This is a genomic window from Vibrio sp. B1Z05, assembly GCF_052955985.1.
Window position 1 is genome coordinate 54,463 of record NZ_CP130463.1, and the last position, 17,444, is coordinate 71,906.

A 17,444-nucleotide genomic window follows, 5' to 3' on the forward strand; every position below is an offset into this window, starting at 1 on the left:
GCTAAAGGCTATCGAATGTCACTCAATAATCGAGAGTGACATTCATATTTCGTAACATGAATCTTTTGTGACATCGGCGAGTTTGGCTTGCCGGTGTCTTTTTTTTGGCTAGTATATATGGATATTCGTATATGGTTATTGGTTGTCATAATGTTGCCTCATCAATTTTTTAAACTACTTGCAGATGAAACGCGTTTACGTTGCTTATTGTTGATTGCTCGCGAAGGTGGTTTGTGTGTGTGTGAGTTGACTCATGCGCTGCAAGAGAGTCAGCCGAAGGTGTCTCGTCACTTAGCGCAGATGCGACAGTCGGGTGTACTAGTGGATGAACGACGAGGGCAATGGGTTTACTACCATATCGCCACAGATATTCCTGGCTGGGCTAGGAAGGTGATTGATGGCTTACGTGATTCAAATTGCCTGAAAGAACAATATCAAGAAGATACCCAAAGATTAGTGCACATAGACGATAAGTCCTGTGTGTGATTTGCAATTTTAAATACTCATTAACAGCGTGAGAGTAAAGGATAGAACATGACTATTAAAATCGGCATCAACGGCTTTGGCCGCATCGGTCGTTTGGCTTTAAGAGCTTCATTTGATTGGCCAGAAGTGGAGTTTGTACAAATTAATGATGTGGCTGGTGATGCTAAAACATTGGCTCATTTGTTGGAGTTCGATTCAATTCAAGGGCGTTGGCAGCATGCAGTGACCTTAGATGGCACCAATATGCTGATCAATGGCAAAGTAATAAAAACCACTCAAGAGTGCGATATCGATGCAGTTGATTGGTCTGGCTGTGATGTGGTGATTGAAGCAACAGGTGTACACCGTAAGACTCAGTTCTTGAATAAATACCTAGCGCAAGGCGTAAAGCGAGTCGTGGTTTCTGCACCAGTGAAAGAAGAAGGCATTGCCAATATCGTAGTCGGCGTGAATGACGAAATTTTTGACCCTGCTATTCATAAAATCGTCACCGCAGCTTCTTGTACGACTAACTGTATTGCGCCGGTAGTGAAAGTGATTCATGAAAAATTAGGTATTGAGCAAGCAGCATTCACCACCATTCATGATCTGACTAATACTCAAACTATTTTGGATGCACCACACAAAGACTTACGCCGTGCTCGCGCATGTGGCATGAGTTTAATTCCCACGACAACCGGTTCAGCGACGGCAATCGTTGAGATCTTCCCAGAGCTGAAAGACAAGATTAACGGCCATGCAGTGCGTGTTCCTTTAGCGAACGCCTCTCTTACTGACATCATTTTTGACGTGAAACGCGACACGACAGCCGAAGAAGTTAACGCTCTACTCAAAGAAGCTTCAGAAAATGAACTGAAAGGCATTTTAGGCTTCGAAGAACGTCCATTAGTGTCGATTGATTACAAAGGTGATCAACGCTCAACCATCGTTGATGGGCTATCTACCATGGTAGTAGGTACTCGCATGCTGAAGATCTACGCATGGTATGACAACGAAATGGGTTATGCGACACGTACCGCAGAGCTTGTACGTACAGTTGGTTTAGCTGACAAATAATTAATTAAATTCACGAGCATACCTCGGTGTGCTCTTGTATTGAGGAATAGATAAAATGACACATCCTACTTGGGAATTGCTAATCGATAATGGTGCCGCGCTGGTATTAACTCCGTGTCCGGGGACAAAAGAGCTGGGTTTAGATGAATCTCTGGCACAACTTAAAGAGCAAGGTGTAGAAGCTATTGTTACGGCAATCAATGTCGAAGAGATGACTAATAAAAACGTCCTTGAGCTCGGTGAAAAAACCAAAGCACTAGGTTTAAAGTGGTTCCACCTTCCGATTGAAGATGACTGTATTCCTGACCATGAGTTTGCCGAGCAGTGGGTGAGCGTAAGCCCAGAGCTGCACCAGATTGTGAACAATGGTGGCAAAATTGCTATGCACTGCATGGGTGGCTCGGGTCGTACTGGTCTATTAGCCGCTAATCTTCTGTTAGAGCTTGGTTGGTCATTGCCTAAAGTAATCACAGAAGTGAAAACACTTCGCCCTGGTGCATTTAGCAAGCCTATTCAGGTTAACTATGCCGAAGCTCTTGCACAAACCTATTAATTCTTCCTATAAGTCGTATTAGTGTGTCTTTGCCATAAAGGCACACTTTATTATGAAAAAGAGTTCTTGAGACAATCCCTATGCTATCGACTTTAGATAAAAGTGTTCGCCAATACATGTTGGTGACGTTCAATTATTGGAACTTCACTCTGACGGACGGTGCCTTGCGTATGCTGGTGGTGCTGTATTTTTACGACTTGGGGTACAGTAGTTTAGCGATCGCTTCTCTGTTCTTGTTTTATGAGTTCTTTGGTGTGGTAACGAACCTTGTGGGAGGCTGGCTAGGTGCAAGGCTTGGTTTAAACCGAACCATGAATGTAGGCTTAGCGATACAAATATTCTCATTAGTCATGCTTGCTGTTCCGCAAGCATGGCTCACCATACCTTGGGTGATGGCGGCGCAAGCTCTATCTGGTATTGCAAAAGACTTAAATAAAATGAGCGCCAAAAGCGCCATCAAAACTCTGGTGCCTGATGAAAAGCAAGGGGCTTTGTATAAGTGGGTTGCTATCTTAACGGGCTCAAAAAATGCCTTAAAAGGTGCGGGTTTCTTTTTAGGTGGCGTTTTACTGTCGGTACTCGGTTTCAAAGGAGCGGTACTGGCTATGGCAATGGTACTGTTCTTTGTTCTGATCGGTAGCTTGGTTTGGTTAGAAAGTGACATGGGTAAGGCGAAAAGTAAGCCTAAGTTTAAGCACTTATTCTCTAAATCAGAAAGCATTAATGTATTGTCGGCCGCGCGCTTATTCTTATTTGGCGCACGTGATGTATGGTTTGTTGTAGCTCTGCCTATTTATCTAGGTAGTGTGTTTGGCTGGAACCACTCTATGGTCGGCGGTTTTCTTGCATTGTGGGTCATTGCGTACGGTGTTGTGCAAGGTATTGCTCCAAGAATTACCGGCAAAGTGCAGGGCAGGGTACCCGATGGTAAAGCGGCGCTGTTGTGGGCTGTATTGCTGTCAGTGGTGACAGGTGCTATTGCGTATGGAATACAAATTGGTTGGCAACCTCAGCTTGTGATAGTGGGTGGCTTGTTGATTTTTGGCGCAATCTTTGCGGTAAATTCGTCATTGCACTCTTATCTTATTGTCAGCTATGCCAAAGGTGATGGCGTATCTATGGATGTTGGTTTTTACTACATGGCTAATGCGATGGGACGTCTTGTCGGTACGGTGCTTTCGGGCTGGGTCTTCCAGACAGCAGGTTTTGCAGCTTGTCTCTGGGTGTCGTTTGCATTTCTTGTGTTAGCGAGCTTAATCTCAATAAAATTACCGAGACATGCTGCACAAGTCTCTCCCGTTTAATGCTGAGTTCGTCTGTTTTAGTTGCAGGCTTATAATCGCCATTATTTAGCTAGATACTTGTTATAACAGCAAATTTTTAGAAAAAACAAACAAAAAAGCTGATTAAGGTATCCTTGATCAGCTTTTTTATTGTTATGATACTGGTCGCACAATAAAAGGAAGTGTTGTAATGAGACAAAGGGTTTTGTTTTTTGATCTTGCGAGATGTGTTGCTGCAATTGCTGTCATCGCAATTCATGTGTTGGCCCCTTATCGCTATCAATTTGGTGTCATTCCATTTGACGAATGGTTTACCGCAATAAGTATTAACAGCGTGAGTCGTTGGGCAGTGCCTGTATTTATTCTCATCTCAGGTGCGTTAATGCTTAGTGATAAACGACCTTTTGAGTTTAAGTATTACGTTAAACGCCGCCTTGGAAAGGTATTAGTTCCTTTTATTGTTTGGTCAATTTTCTATGCGTATTTATCGGGTTGGAGCAGTTATGGCTTTGATGCGACTAACGCCAAAGATACCTTGATTGAAGGGTTAGATCATGCCACTTACTACCATCTAGGTTTCTTTTATTACTTCATCCCGCTGTATTTTGTTATCCCGTTCGTGCAGATATTTGTGCGTCGCTATGATGATCAAGCATTGTATGCGCTCACGGCGTTGTGGCTTATTACCAGTACCCTATTTTTACTGCGCATTGATGGTTTGTGGAGCAATCAAATATGGCTTTACTCTGGTTTATTGCCCCTTGGCTATATCCTGTACCAAAAAGTGCCATTGACTAAATCAGTGGTGAGCTTTTTTGTGTTGATTGGGGTCGCCTCTTTTGCCATTACCATTTACCAAGTGGTGTCACTGAGTTTAGAAGCAAATGAATACACTTATGGGCGTTGGTTGTCGTATAAGACATTAAATACAGTATGTGCTGCTAGCATGGTCTTTATGTTGTGTCGTTATTATGGTGAAGGACTGTCAGCGAAAGCCAACAAAGTTGTCGGTTTTATTAGCACACACAGCCTTGGTATTTATATCCTACACCCTATTTTCTTGTGGCCGATGAAAGAGTTAGGTTGGGGGCAAGGACATCCAGCTTGGACTATTCCTTTGTGGATTGTCATCAGTGGTGGTGGCGCATTACTGCTAAGCTGGTTGGTTTCTCGTTCTAGAGAAACCGCGTGGTTACTGCCGTAATAGCTAGGCTAACAAGATAGAAACGAGCGCAAGAATATGGAAATAAGAGCGGTCTCAATGATAGAGGCACGCTCTTATTTTTTATCTTTTTAAGGCAAAATGCATGAACTTGTCACCTTGATAGGTCAATTCACCTTGGTTGCCCGGTGATAAAGCATGATAGTAGTGAACACCGACCTTAAATTCCCGCTTTGGCCCAAAAAGCCCTTTTTGTACGTAAATCCAGTACTCTTGTTCTTCTCCAGGCTGTGCATCAGGTATATCGATGGCTTGTTTATCGATAACGGTCACGCTCGCTTTTTGCTCTGGTGCGTCAACGCCATGCACGTGTTTACTATAAATGTATTTGAATGCGAAGGCTGCTGTAGCAACAAGAATCGCGACCAAAACAAATAGAGATATCGGCATATATGTCTCCTTGTTATCTATTCGCTATAGAATTTTTAGCTATAGAGTGTAGCCCGCCCTTTTTTGCTAATAGAACTATTTACGAAATAGCGTGATCTGAGCGCGAAGTTGCAATGAAAAATGGTAATTAGCTCACAAAGTGAGTTGAACCACAGTTGTAACTAAAGGTCTTATTTTGTGAGGTGAGAGTAATGAAATTATTGCTAAGCTTGATTTAGGTTCAATAATCAGCGCTCTTGCTCGATTTTACTAACAGAATAGTAAAAGATAATACCAATCACACTAAGTAAGTGATCAGAGCTAGCGCAGGAAAAATGCTCGAGAACAAGGCAGAATTTTTTGATAAGTAGTTATTCTACAATCAAAAATTCTAACGCCGTTATCGAGTATTTTAACAAGCTAGAATGATCAGTTATTTAGTACGATTGGTATAATACACAAGAAGAACCATTTGATGGGATCTTTACAGGAATGGACTTTTTGCGGAGGTAAGGATATGTCCGATATTGATCAAGTTGTAACGCGAACAAGGCGTTTAGAGGGCATATTGCGTACTCGTTTTCGCGCTCGTGGTCGTGGGTTGCATCAGTTGATTTCAGATAGTGAAGAACGTTTACCTCGTGAGATTATTGGCAAGCTGCGTTATATCGCGACCATTCGCAATAAAATCGTGCATGAAGAGGGTTTTAAACTCGACGATAAAAAACAATTCGTACAAGCGTGTAATGTGTGTGAGAAAGAATTAACCCCTCGAAGTGGGCGCTTTATTTGGGGTTTTGCTGTTGCATTGGTGATTTTATTAACTGCTGCTGCTGGCCTTTTCTATTATGTAAATTGGGCTGAGTTTAGCGTGCATTTTTAAATGCTCAGATTGCATTTGATTTATGACATAGCCTTTATGCAAAAGCACTGTTAGAGTGCTGAGGTTCAAAATTTAGGAGTCTTTCATGTCGGTACATGCACACAAAATATTAAACCAACTTCGCCAGCAACCAATGTCAAAAGCAGAATTGAAGGACTGGGTTACTGCCGAGTTTGGTGAAAATGCTCAATTCAGAACTTGCAGCCAAGAAGGTTTCGACTTTGAATCTATTTTGGAATTTTTCCAATTAAGAGAAAAAGTAATATTTGCTAACGATAAATTTAGTATTAACGAGCCAAATGTTTGCTCTCACCACTAAATTGCCATCTTATTTGACGCATTGTAAGGCTCCTTTTTAAGGAGCCTTTTTTGTTTACAATTGTGTATCATTTTTACTATTTTTGAACTGTGAAAAATATCGCCAATATGCATATTGTTGGTGTTTAATCTTGTTTTGCATGTGATCTGCATGGTGTTGTGGGTGGTTTTTAAGCTATTTATTGGTTGTTTTTACTGTTGAGGGTGTTGGTGTTTTTGAGCATAAAAATTCGCTATTAGATTTCGTATCTTGTTCTTTTAATTAGTTATTTTATAAATAACCCTAATGATTTGCTAGGGTTGTTCTTTTCTCTTTCTTCGTGCGCATTCAGTTATTTGACTTTTTATTCATGCTATCAATATTTGTATGCACTGATATGTCTTTTATTTAGGGATAAAGCCAACTTTTATCCTTTAAATGTTGCTTTTCTGTGTCTTTTTTGCCAAATTGTGCGTCGAACACAATATTTATCATTGTATTCTGAACGAAGACGCCACTGAAAAGGCGCCGATCGAATATCAAATCGGTCACGTTCATTTCGAATGGATTCAATTTGCAGACAAGGCAGAAAACTGTCCAGCAGTAGAGGTCTGGTAATGTCATTATTAGAAGTAAAAAATCTTCGCATTGAGTACCCGTCAAGGCACGGTGTTCACGCAGCAGTCAAATCACTTTCTTTCAATATAGAGCGAGGCGAAATCGTCGGCGTAGTGGGTGAGTCGGGAGCAGGTAAGTCCACTGTGGGTAACGGTGTGATTGATCTATTGAGCCCTCCTGGTGTTATCGCTAATGGTGAAGTCTTTTTAGATGGAGAGAAAATATCGGGTTTATCTCCTGAGCAAATGCGCAAAGTGCGCGGCTCAAAAATAGGATTTATCTTTCAAGATCCTATGACATCTCTCAACCCTTTGTTTACCGTAGAACAGCAACTTAAAGAAACCATTCATGCCAATATGAAGGTGTCAGAAGCTGAGGCGTATAAGCGCTCTTTAGAGTTGATGAACAAAGTGGGTATCCCGCAACCAGAAAACCGCTTAAAACAATATCCTCATCAATTTTCTGGTGGTATGCGTCAACGTGTCGTTATTGCGATTGCTTTGGCCGGTGAACCAGACCTGATTATTGCGGATGAACCGACAACGGCTTTGGATGTCTCTATCCAAGACCAAATTTTAACCCTGATACGTGATTTATGTATTCAGCAAAACGTGGGTTGTATGTTGGTGACTCACGATATGGGAGTGGTATCGAACGTCACTGACCGTGTGGCGGTGATGTATCGAGGTGATTTGGTCGAATTTGGGCCAACAGAAAAAGTATTGGGTAATCCTGATCACCCCTATACGCGAAGCTTAATTTCAGCGGTTCCGCGCTCTGATATTAAGTTAGATCGCTTTCCATTGGTGAGTTATATCGAAGAAGCGGCAGAGCATCAGCCACTGGATGTAAAAAATCATTGGTTAGGTCAAAGCCAAGATCAGCGAGACTACACAGGACCGTTACTGAATGTAGAAAACGTTGACCTTCGCTTTATCACTAAAGATTCACTATTTGAAAGCCGCCGAGAGTACGTACAAGCATCCAATAATGTCAGCTTTGAAGTATTTGAAGGTGAGACTTTTGGATTGGTGGGGGAATCTGGCTCGGGTAAATCCACTATTGCACGTGTGATCGCGGGTTTATATGCCCCAGATGCGGGTAAAGTGACTTTTGAAGGTATTGATTTAACCGCTTTGAAGAGTGAAAAAGAACGCCGCCCAATGCGTCGTCAAATGCAGATGGTGTTCCAAAACCCTTATACCTCGATGAACCCTCGTATGAAAATCTTCGACATCATCGCCGAACCTATCCGCTTCCATAAATTAACTGCTAATGAGACTGAAACCCGTCAGATCGTCAACGATCTACTTGATCATGTGGGTTTAGGGCGTATGGCTGCCGTTAAGTATCCGCATGAGTTCTCTGGTGGTCAGCGTCAGCGTATTTCTATCGCCCGAGCTTTAGCGACACGTCCACGTCTATTGATTTGTGATGAGCCAACCTCAGCATTAGATGTTTCAGTTCAGGCGCAAATCTTGAACCTGCTAAAAGACTTACAGGATGAACTGAATTTAACCATGCTGTTTATCAGCCATGATTTACCGGTTATTCGCCAAATGTGCGATCGCATCGGGGTTATGCAAAGAGGTGAGTTACTGGAAGTTGCACCGACAGAGCAGCTGTTTAAGTCGCCACAGCATGAATATAGCCAACACCTAATTTCGTTAATGCCTGAGTTTAAAGGGATGCGCGAAGATAACAGTGCAACAACAGAATTAGCTTAAAAATTCTGCACAGAAAACGTTCTAATTAATAAGCTCACTGAGCAAAATACAAGCAACAAATAAGCAAACACAACATATAGCAAACATAACAGGGATTCCATCCCGCATGAAGGAGATATGCAATGAAAACCATTAAGACCAAACTGGCTGTAGCACTTGCAGTCGCTGGCCTTGCATTTGGCGCTGCCGCTGCTGATATCAAAGTTGCCTACGATGCTGATCCAGTATCTCTAGATCCACAAGAGCAACTGTCTGGTGGCACACTACAACTTTCTCATATGATTTTTGATCCATTGGTTCGCTATAAACAAGACCTATCATTTGAGCCTCGCTTGGCAACCAAGTGGGAGCGTATCAATGAGACCACTATGCGCTTTACTTTACGTCAGGGTGTTAAATTCCACTCTGGTAATACGTTGAGTGCTGATGATGTGGTTTGGACTTTTGACCGTTTACAAGATTCGCCAGACTTTAAGGCTATCTTTGCCCCGTTTGACAAAATCGTAAAAGTTGACGATTACACATTTGATCTTGTTTCCAAAGGCGCTTTCCCTCTAGTACTGCAAACAGCAGCTTACATTTTCCCTATGGATAGCAAGTTCTACTCAGGTAAAACAACAGACGGTAAAGATAAGTCTGAGATCGTGAAGCACGGTAACTCTTTTGCTTCTACCAACGTATCAGGTACAGGTCCTTTCATCGTTACGTCTCGTGAACAAGGCGTAAAAGTTGAATTTAAACGCTTTGATGGTTACTGGGATACAGAGTCAAAAGGCAACGTAGATAACCTAACGCTAGTGCCAATCAAAGAAGACGCAACGCGTGTAGCAGCACTTCTTTCTGGTGGCGTAGACATGATTGCCCCAGTTTCACCGAATGACCACCAACGTGTTGAGTCAGCAAAAGGTGTTGAACTAGTAACTCTGCCGGGTACTCGTCTGATTTCATTCCAGATGAACCAAGAAAGCAATCCAGCGCTGAAAGACGTGCGTGTTCGTCAAGCTATCGTGTATGCCATCAACAACGACGGTATCGCGAAGAAAATCATGAAAGGCTTTGCTACAACAGCAGGTCAGCAAGGCCCTGAAGGTTACGCAGGTTACGATGCCGAGCTTAAGCCTCGCTACGATCTGAAGAAAGCGAAAGCACTAATGAAAGAAGCGGGCTACGAAGATGGCTTCTCTCTTTCTATGATTGCACCAAACAACCGTTACGTGAACGATGCAAAAATCGCTCAAGCGGCGGCAGCAATGCTGGCTAAGATTGGCATTCGTGTTGATCTGAAAACTATGCCTAAAGCGCAATACTGGCCTGAGTTTGATAAATGTGCTGCAGACATGCTGATGATTGGTTGGCACGCGGATACTGAAGATTCAGCGAACTTCTCTGAATTCCTAACCATGACTCGTAACAAAGAGACAGGTAAAGGTCAGTACAACTGTGGTCACTACTCTAACCCTGAAGTCGATAAGCTAGTTGAAGCGGCAAACGTAGAAACGGACCCTGCGAAGCGCTCGCAAATGCTACAGAAAGTTGAGAAGACTTTATACGATGACGCAGCATACGTTCCTCTACATTGGCAAAACCTAGCGTGGGGCGCAAAGTCTAACGTTGAGATTAAACCAATCGTGAATGCAATGAACTTCCCTTACTTTGGCGACCTAGTTGTTAAATAAGAAATTGCATAACGAAAAAGGCACGCACTTTTAATCACGTACGTGCCTTGTTGCTAATTAAGTAACGCTTTTAAAAGCGCAGTAATGCGGTTTTCGGTGCCTGATCTTGTTTCAGTCGGATCAGGTACCATTTTTAAGACTGAAAATTTGTTCGATTGGAAAAAAGGGGCAAAGGAATGTTTTCGTTTCTAGTCAAGCGCCTATATCAGGCACTGGTAGTGATGTTTGTGATCAGTTTGGTGGCGTTTGCTATCCAAGATAACCTTGGTGATCCCTTACGTGAGTTAGTTGGTCAGTCCGTTTCAGAGTCGGAGCGTCAAGCATTACGTGATGATCTGGGTTTGAATGACCCGTTTGTGACTAAATACACCCGCTTTATCACCGCCGCAGTGCAAGGTGATTTAGGGACTTCATATTTCTTCAAACGCCCAGCTGTGGACGTTATTTTAGATAAATTGATTGCGACGCTAGAACTGGTGTTCGGCGCGACGTTAATCATCATCGTATTGTCGATCCCACTTGGCGTTTATTCGGCAATAAATCCCAAAAGTTTGTTTACCAAGTTTGTCATGGCGATGAGCTCGGTGGGTATTTCGATACCCGTATTCCTGACCGCAATCATGTTGATGTATATCTTCTCTATCACCTTGGGGTGGCTACCGTCTTATGGGCGGGGGGAGACAGCCAATGTTCTTGGCTGGGAGTCAGGCTTCTTTACCAAAGATGGTCTGCAGCATTTGATTCTGCCGTGTGTGTCTTTGGCCTCTATCATGCTGCCTCTGTTTATTCGTCTTGTACGCTCAGAAATGCTAGAGGTGTTAAGCTCGGAATACATCAAGTTTGGTAAGGCGAAAGGTCTGCCACTTAAGAAAATTCATTACCAACACGCTTTAAAAAATACCCTGTTACCTGTACTGACGGTCGGTGGTGTACAGATTGGTACTATGGTGGCGTATACCATCCTAACTGAGACGGTATTCCAGTGGCCAGGTACTGGCTTCTTATTCTTAGAAGCCATCAACCGCGTAGATACTCCATTGATTACCGCTTACGTTATTTTTGTAGGGCTTATCTTTGTTGTAACCAACACCATAGTGGATTTGCTGTACGGATTAATTAACCCAACCGTCAACATTACAGGTAAAGGAGCATAATCATGGAACAGACAGCACAAGCTCCCACTCGTTGGCAGCGTTTTAAAAACTCAGATATTGTTTACTATTTCGTGCGCGACAAAGTCGCCATGTTCTCGGCGTTTGTTTTTGCCTGCTTTTTAGTTGCCGCTATTGCCGCACCGCTAATTTCACCGACTGACCCTTATGATTTAACGTCCATCGATATTATGGATTCAGAATTACCGCCATCTTGGATGGACGGTGGTGAAGAACACTTCATATTGGGCACCGATGAGCAGGGACGTGATATTTTCTCGACCATTTTATATGGCTCAAGACTGTCCCTCACCATTGGCTTTTTGGCGGTTGGTCTGCAGCTGATCTTAGGCATAGTAATTGGTTTGTCTGCGGGCTATTTCGGTGGTCGTATCGACAGCTTCCTAATGCGCTTTGCCGATGTGCAGTTGTCGTTTTCGACTATGATGGTGGCAATTATTGTCTCCGCCATCTTCAAAGCCAGCTTTGGTAGTGCGTTTTACAGTGAGTATGCGGTGATCATGCTGGTGGTGATTATTGGTGTGGCGGAATGGCCTCAATATGCTCGTACTATTCGCGCCTCAGTATTGGCTGAGAAGAAGAAAGAGTATGTCGAAGCGGCTCGCGTGATGGGCTTTAAAGCTCCACGCATCATGTTCCGCCATATTCTTCCGAACTGTTTGTCACCGATTTTGGTTATCTCAACGGTACAGATTGCCAACGCCATTATGTCAGAAGCGGCGCTGTCCTTCTTGGGCTTAGGGCTTCCTGTTGACCAACCATCATTAGGGGCACTGATCAGCACCGGCTTTAACTACATTTTCTCAGGCGCTTGGTGGATTACCGCCTTCCCAGGTATTGTACTAGTGACCTTAGTGTTGGTGATTAACCTGCTTGGTGACTGGCTACGTGATGTATTTAACCCGAAATTGTACAAAGGTTAATACCTAACTTAAATCCCAGTTTGATTTAAAAGGAAGCGCTCAATACTATGTATTGAGCGCTCTTTTTTCAGCCAATTCTCGACCGGTGTAACAGAGCATTAGATATACCAATCGTACTAAATAATTGCTCATTCTAGCTTGTTAAAATACTTGATAACGGCGTTAGAATTTTTGATTGTAGAATAACTACTTATCGAAAAATTCTGCCTTGTTCTCAAGCATTTTTCCGGCGCTATTCCTGAACACTTACTTAGTGTGATTGGTATGATGCATTGGCGAATAACGCAACACTCGACTAATCTTTCGGAAGTGATTGATTTAACGGGTGAGAGGGTTGTAAGCAAAGTGAAGCCAATAACATTATCTCTGTTTTACAGCATTGCGTTGTTACTTACCTGCAGCAGTGTCCAAGCGAGCAACTTCTTATGTTCGGCAACTCAAGAGTCCTTTGATAAGCCCGCATTGCTAGGAGAAGAGTGCCCGATAGGGGTGTCTTTATGGGGTAAAAGCAAACCCATTTATGCCAAATCCACATTCTGGATCCAGTGCGGCTTTTTCCCTGAAGAACTCACCTTAGAGCAAGTCAATCAAATCTACCCCAACGTCTCATCTTCCATTTGGAACAAAGCCGAAAAGAAAGGCAAACGCTGCTTAATCGGCCCATACGATGACTTTGCTCAAGCCAGCCTTGAGGTGACTCAATTAAGAACCGTCAGTGGTTTCGAGAAGTCGTTTATTCGGGAGGTTGAGAAGTAGATAAATCGAACATCGGCGATAAGAAGGAAGTGGAAGTGCCCGTTTTTTGCCGATGTGATTAATGAGAAAAAGTATTGCCCTTGAATTTAAATATGCCCATCTTAGGGGAGTTATAATTTAGCCTTAAACTCTTCATACTCGCTTGGTACACCACAAAAAATAACTTCGTCATTTTTAATGAGGTGATAATGAATATCTCGTCCCTTTTCAATGAGGTGGTTGTATAAAGGAGCAATGTAAAGCTCTCCTTTCTCCCATTCACTTTGAGGTTTGGCGAGATAATTCTCATAAGCTTCTAAATAATCTTCGATGCGTTTGAAATGATATAGTCCCGTACTGCACAGGTTTGAGATTGGTTTTTTTTCTGCTGTTAGCACCACTTTGGTTGAATCAGCAGAGCTAGGCTTAGCAAATGACCAGTTTGGGCCTTCACCTTTAAATACTTCTAGATAACCATCAGAGCACTCGCTGACTTTTGGCAAAATGAACTCTGGCCTGAATGTATCAATATTAAAGACCGTTATTGAGCCTGAGTATTCAACGCCTTGTGCTTTTAGCTTCTCCAAACCCAAAGTTACGGTTTCGGCTTGGCCTCGTGTATCAATGTCTAGCGCAACAATATGGAACTGTTTAATCCCCATTTCTATAGCTTTATCTTTGACGAAATCAGGAGTGTCAAAAACGTTTTTCACAATAAATAGAAAAGGTTGCGAAGAAAAGTAAGCTTTGAAACTGTCAACTGAATGTTCAAATAGTGTTTTTCCATGAGCTTCTAACATGTACTTAGGTTTTGTATAGCCAGCTTTGAAAAAACGCGAGCTCATGCCCGCCATAGGAATAACGATCACTGTTCTAACCTCACTAGAATTTGATGGAGACGGAATGCGTTGGCAAATAATGCTTGCTGACGTTTTTTATCATCAGCATGCAAAGGCAGCATTGAAAGAAATAACTGAATTTGCATAGCGTAAAGGTTATGAGCCGTTACGTTAAACTTCTTAGTGATTAATTCTATAAAGGATCGCTGAGTTTCTTTATGCTGTTTCTCTTCAGCAATATCAAAGTGAATGTGTTGACCTTCAATTTTGACCATGTAGTAGCCGGCAATAATCCAATCATAAAGACCCAAAATAGAATGACTTAGTTTTGCAAGGTCATAGCGGATATCCCCAAACAGAGATTGCTCATCACTTGGCGTGATTCCTCTTGGGTCAATCGCTTTTACTTTACCTGCTCTAAAGTCATATAGAATGTTGCTAAAACAGAAGTCACCATGTAAAACGGAATCTTGCTCTTCCTGTAACGGTAGATGCTTATGGCTTTCTTCTAGCAAGTCATTGATTGATAGTGGTGCAGAGTGATTGATATGCCACTTTTGATCTAAAGTGATGTTTTGAACTCGGCAATATTCTTCTAAGCGCTGCTTGGTTTTATCCGTGAATAATTGCTCTAAAGAATTACCACTGTCGTTATTTGGTGCTTTAATTTCTTTACAAAGAGACAAAAACTCAACGCAACTTGTCAGTATTTGGGTCCAAATATGGCAAGGAAGTTTAGAAAATACGAAGAGCTCATTTAAGGCTGTAAGGTGTAAATATTCCAAGCGGTATGACGTTTTACCGTCTTCAAATTTTGAGCCAAGATATTGAGGTATATTCCCTCTTAGTTCGTAAGGTAGTTTTGCAAACCAGTTGGCTTCTGCCGCTATCTTCGCGTCTTTAGTGCTTGATTTTTCTATCCACTTTGAGGTGATGGTGAGTTTATTGAAGGCTCTTTGTGTCGTAAATTCTGCTTTTGAATTGTAATAGGTATTTACATGACCAAAATCTAACCAATGATTTGATTCTACAGTCGTAAGGCCAATACCTTTTTGGTAGAGGTTTAAGCTCTTAATAAAGTCCCATTCACTCTGAGTGATATTTTTGATCAACTCTCTAGGATTGCTGAACTTAAAATAACCGTCGATGACTTTTTGTGGTTCAGAACTTTCTAGAGAATCGCGATTGGTTAGCCAGTGACTTTTATCACCACTTAGCGTTGCCCAGTTGTAGCTGCCTTTTGCAATCGAAATACTGGCGATGTCATCGCCAACCGGTAAACTTTGATACAGAGTATCTCCGTAAAGGATGTGCAAAGGTTTATTCAGACTATGTTCAGAGATATTGACGGCAGCCACTAAAGAAGCTCCGAGACTTAACCCTTCAGGAATACGCAGTAGAGTCGTGTTGTGAGCATCTAGCCAAGCTTTATCTATGGCTGAGACCTCAAAGGAATCAGGTACCGATAAGAAAACATCCAGATTATTGGCTGCTAGGGCAACTTGGTGTTGAAAGAGTCGTTTATTTCCCAGAGGCAGAAAGCTTGGTGGGATCTTTCCAAATTCAGACTCTAGTTCTTGGCCTACATAGGCTCCTGACATAATTAAGAACATTGTTTTTCAGCCTTAAACAGTTGATTAATCTCATCGTAGCTTAAGGTAGCAAATTCTGAGGGTCTGACTGCACGATCATCAATATAGAAACCATCGTGTCCACACCATGGCTTTCCAACAATGATTTCGTCATAGGGAACATTATGTTTATTAAGCCATTCGGTGATGATAGGTAAAGTATGAATATTGATCTTACCTACATTCCCCTCGTAAGTTCGCATATTTCTTGCTGTCGATATGACAATTTCGAACCCTTGTTCTTTATAGTGACGAACTTGTTCGATGACATCTAATCTAGGTAGAACGTTCTTATAATCTGAGGTATTAGCTTGGGTTAGCGTTCCATCAAGATCTAAAATTAATTTTTTCATAATAGATATACGGTAGGCTGAGGTATAGGCGGACAATTTACCATAGATAAGGGGCTTATTAGCCCTTTTTATGTGCGTTATGTTTACCTAAGCACTTAATGATGTGTTGTTAAAGTAACGAATATCACTCTAAGATAAAAAACGCCTGATGAATATTATCAGGCGTTTTATTCTTAAATATGCCAACCTAAAATTGAGCTGGCGAAGACGCAAAGCGCGATTATCTCATCGTGACGAACTCTTCCGAGCCCGTTGGATGGATTGCGACTACGGCATCAAAGTCAGCCTTAGTTGCGCCCATCTTCATTGCGACTGCGAAACCTTGAATCATTTCATCAACAGTGAAACCAATGCCGTGTAGACCAACCACTTGTTCATTGTCGCCAGCACAGACCAGTTTCATTTTGCATGGTTGACGGTGCTTAGTGACAGCTGAATACATAGCGGTAAAGCCAGAGGTGTATACCTTAACTTTGTCTTCGCCGTATTGCTCAATAGCTTGTTGCTCAGTAAGACCGATAGTACCGATTGGTGGGTGGCTAAATACCACGGTAGGGACTAGGTTATAGTCCATTTTCGCTTCTGGTTTGTTGTTAAACAAACGCTCAGAAAGTTGACGGCCTGCTTTTACTGCTACTGGTGTTAGTTCAATACCGCCTTCCATGATGTCGCCAACGCAGTACACGCCTTTAACATTGGTTTGTTGGTATTCGTCAACTTTGATGTAGCCACGCTCGTTGGTTGCTACGCCAGTGTTGCTTAGGTTTATAGCATCCGTTGCAGGGTGACGACCAATTGCCCAGATAAGCTGGTCTACATTGTGGCTGCTGCCGTTTTCTAGGTGCAGAGTTAAACTGCCGTCCGCTTCTTTTACCACTTCTTTAGGAACAGAGTGTGTATGTAGCGTTGGACCTTCTGCGGCCATCACTTCTGTTAGGGTATCGATGATCATTGGGTCAAAGCTACGTAGAGGAGACTCTTTACGTACAAACAGGTCAGTTTGAGTGCCTAGAGCGCTTAATACGCCTGCGATTTCTACTGCAATGTAGCCTGCGCCAACAACCGCAACACGTTTTGGTTGTTCGTTTAATTCAAAGAAACCGTTTGAGTCGATGCCGTACTCAGCACCTGGAATGTTAGGAATCGTTGGACGACCACCTACGGCAATCAGGATATGATCAGCGGTGTATTGTGTACCGTCTACTTCAACAGTTTTAGCGTCAATGAATTTAGCAAAGCCTTTGATGACATTTACTTTGTTGTTGCCCAATACACGGTCATAAGATTGATGAATGCGACCTATGTATGCTTGACGGCTTTCGATAAGTTTTGACCAGTTGAAGCTTTTTAGCTCAACGTCAAAGCCGTAATCTTCAGCGTAAAGGTTGATAGCTTCCGCGACTTGCGCGCCATGCCACATTACTTTTTTAGGCACACAACCTACGTTTACACAGGTGCCACCAAGGTCTTTTGCTTCGATTAGAGCAACTTTGGCTCCATACATAGATGCACGGTTTGCTGATGCAATGCCACCGCTACCACCACCAATACAGATATAGTCAAAGTGAGTTGTCATTAAGTTCTCCAGAATTCTTGTAATCTTTATCGTTATATTGGGTG

General features: G+C 42.5%; 17 protein-coding genes. 12 read left to right on the forward strand and 5 right to left on the reverse strand.

Annotated elements, in window-relative coordinates:
• The first annotated feature begins 150 nt into the window (after positions 1-150).
• The 5 genes from QV280_RS00255 (at position 151) to QV280_RS00275 (ending at position 4,582) form a co-directional block, all read left to right on the forward strand.
• Positions 151-486 carry a metalloregulator ArsR/SmtB family transcription factor gene (locus tag QV280_RS00255; protein WP_039971041.1) on the forward strand — a complete coding sequence of 112 codons (336 nt, stop codon included), beginning with the start codon at positions 151-153 and terminating at the stop codon, positions 484-486.
• Positions 487-534: 48 nt separating this feature from the next.
• Complete coding sequence (locus QV280_RS00260; RefSeq protein WP_152822058.1) at positions 535-1,542, forward strand: ArsJ-associated glyceraldehyde-3-phosphate dehydrogenase; 1,008 nt, start codon at positions 535-537, stop codon at positions 1,540-1,542.
• A 55-nt stretch (positions 1,543-1,597) separates the two neighbouring features.
• Positions 1,598-2,095 carry a phosphatase domain-containing putative toxin gene (locus QV280_RS00265; RefSeq protein WP_023405057.1) on the forward strand — a complete coding sequence of 166 codons (498 nt, stop codon included), beginning with the start codon at positions 1,598-1,600 and terminating at the stop codon, positions 2,093-2,095.
• A gap of 80 nt (positions 2,096-2,175) precedes the next feature.
• On the forward strand, positions 2,176-3,399 hold the full coding sequence (gene arsJ, locus QV280_RS00270) for an organoarsenical effux MFS transporter ArsJ (RefSeq protein WP_023405058.1): 1,224 nt from the start codon (positions 2,176-2,178) through the stop codon (positions 3,397-3,399).
• Positions 3,400-3,568: 169 nt separating this feature from the next.
• Positions 3,569-4,582, forward strand: a complete 1,014-nt coding sequence (locus tag QV280_RS00275) for an acyltransferase (RefSeq protein WP_152822060.1) — start codon at positions 3,569-3,571, stop codon at positions 4,580-4,582.
• Positions 4,583-4,663: 81 nt separating this feature from the next.
• Here the strand turns inward: QV280_RS00275 and QV280_RS00280 are convergent, their stop codons facing one another.
• Positions 4,664-4,990: a DUF2500 domain-containing protein gene (locus QV280_RS00280; RefSeq protein ID WP_152822062.1), complete on the reverse strand. Its 327-nt coding sequence runs from the start codon at positions 4,988-4,990 to the stop codon at positions 4,664-4,666.
• Positions 4,991-5,486: 496 nt separating this feature from the next.
• Here QV280_RS00280 and QV280_RS00285 point away from each other — a divergent pair, with 496 nt between their 5' ends.
• The 7 genes from QV280_RS00285 (at position 5,487) to QV280_RS00315 (ending at position 13,022) form a co-directional block, all read left to right on the forward strand.
• Complete coding sequence (locus QV280_RS00285) at positions 5,487-5,852, forward strand: DUF4145 domain-containing protein (RefSeq protein WP_152822065.1); 366 nt, start codon at positions 5,487-5,489, stop codon at positions 5,850-5,852.
• 85 nt (positions 5,853-5,937) lie between these two features.
• Positions 5,938-6,171, forward strand: coding sequence for a YecH family metal-binding protein (locus QV280_RS00290; protein WP_023405684.1), 234 nt, complete (start codon positions 5,938-5,940; stop codon positions 6,169-6,171).
• 596 nt (positions 6,172-6,767) lie between these two features.
• On the forward strand, positions 6,768-8,495 hold the full coding sequence (locus tag QV280_RS00295; RefSeq protein WP_023405685.1) for a dipeptide ABC transporter ATP-binding protein: 1,728 nt from the start codon (positions 6,768-6,770) through the stop codon (positions 8,493-8,495).
• A 122-nt stretch (positions 8,496-8,617) separates the two neighbouring features.
• Positions 8,618-10,171, forward strand: coding sequence for an ABC transporter substrate-binding protein (locus QV280_RS00300; protein WP_023405686.1), 1,554 nt, complete (start codon positions 8,618-8,620; stop codon positions 10,169-10,171).
• A 176-nt stretch (positions 10,172-10,347) separates the two neighbouring features.
• Positions 10,348-11,325: an ABC transporter permease gene (locus QV280_RS00305; RefSeq protein WP_152822067.1), complete on the forward strand. Its 978-nt coding sequence runs from the start codon at positions 10,348-10,350 to the stop codon at positions 11,323-11,325.
• Between the two features lie 2 nt (positions 11,326-11,327).
• Positions 11,328-12,266 carry an ABC transporter permease gene (locus tag QV280_RS00310; protein WP_152822070.1) on the forward strand — a complete coding sequence of 313 codons (939 nt, stop codon included), beginning with the start codon at positions 11,328-11,330 and terminating at the stop codon, positions 12,264-12,266.
• A gap of 345 nt (positions 12,267-12,611) precedes the next feature.
• Positions 12,612-13,022 carry an SPOR domain-containing protein gene (locus QV280_RS00315; RefSeq protein ID WP_367869615.1) on the forward strand — a complete coding sequence of 137 codons (411 nt, stop codon included), beginning with the start codon at positions 12,612-12,614 and terminating at the stop codon, positions 13,020-13,022.
• Positions 13,023-13,132: 110 nt separating this feature from the next.
• Here QV280_RS00315 and QV280_RS00320 read toward each other — a convergent pair whose 3' ends face one another.
• The 4 genes from QV280_RS00320 to gorA all read right to left on the reverse strand — a co-directional run bounded on the left by QV280_RS00320 (position 13,133) and on the right by gorA (position 17,400).
• Positions 13,133-13,870: a glycosyltransferase family 2 protein gene (locus QV280_RS00320; protein WP_367869616.1), complete on the reverse strand. Its 738-nt coding sequence runs from the start codon at positions 13,868-13,870 to the stop codon at positions 13,133-13,135.
• Positions 13,867-15,453: a capsular biosynthesis protein gene (locus tag QV280_RS00325; protein WP_152822071.1), complete on the reverse strand. Its 1,587-nt coding sequence runs from the start codon at positions 15,451-15,453 to the stop codon at positions 13,867-13,869. The genes QV280_RS00320 and QV280_RS00325 overlap by 4 nt, the downstream gene beginning before the upstream one ends.
• The gene (locus QV280_RS00330; RefSeq protein WP_152822073.1) at positions 15,444-15,824 is read right to left on the reverse strand and encodes an HAD hydrolase family protein; all 381 of its coding nucleotides are present in this window, start codon (positions 15,822-15,824) and stop codon (positions 15,444-15,446) included. The genes QV280_RS00325 and QV280_RS00330 overlap by 10 nt, the downstream gene beginning before the upstream one ends.
• Before the next feature lie 220 nt (positions 15,825-16,044).
• A complete protein-coding gene (gorA, locus tag QV280_RS00335) occupies positions 16,045-17,400 on the reverse strand; it encodes a glutathione-disulfide reductase (RefSeq protein ID WP_152822075.1) in 1,356 nt (451 codons plus the stop codon).
• Positions 17,401-17,444 lie beyond the last annotated feature (44 nt).